This window comes from Pandoraea sp. PE-S2R-1 (assembly GCF_002179865.1).
Taxonomy (GTDB): Bacteria; Pseudomonadota; Gammaproteobacteria; order Burkholderiales; family Burkholderiaceae; genus Pandoraea.
In genome coordinates, this window is record NZ_NGUR01000172.1 from 1 (window position 1) to 393 (window position 393).

General features: G+C 66.7%; 1 protein-coding gene. It reads right to left on the bottom strand.

The window, feature by feature from the left end; genetic code table 11:
• The coding region (locus CDV44_RS27575; protein ID WP_170936147.1) for an alpha-hydroxy acid oxidase at positions 1 to 393 on the bottom strand (393 nt) is incomplete at both ends.

A 393-nucleotide genomic window follows, 5' to 3' on the forward strand; every position in this document is an offset into this window, starting at 1 on the left:
GGCGCGCTCGCCCACGCTCTTGGCGATGTTGCGCAATTGCGGCGCACCGTGAGTCAGCATCTGCCAGCTCCAGTGCGGATGCCGCATGCAGTCCGCGACCAGTTGCGGGGTGAAACGCAACGGCAGCTTGAACCCATTGCGCGTGTCGTGATCGCGTTTGCCGTGTACGGGTGTGTCCACAGTCAGCAACAACGTGCGGAAGCCAGCCTCGCGCGCGCGGCGCATCATGCTCTCGGCAATCCGCCGGTCCTGCTGCACATAAAGCTGGAGCCACAGTTCGCCGTCGGGCACCGCCGCGCGAACATCCTCCAGCAACGATGTGGACGCCGTCGAAAGCACGAACGGCAACCCGGCATCGGCAGCCGCGCGCGCGAGCAGTTCGTCCGCGCGCGG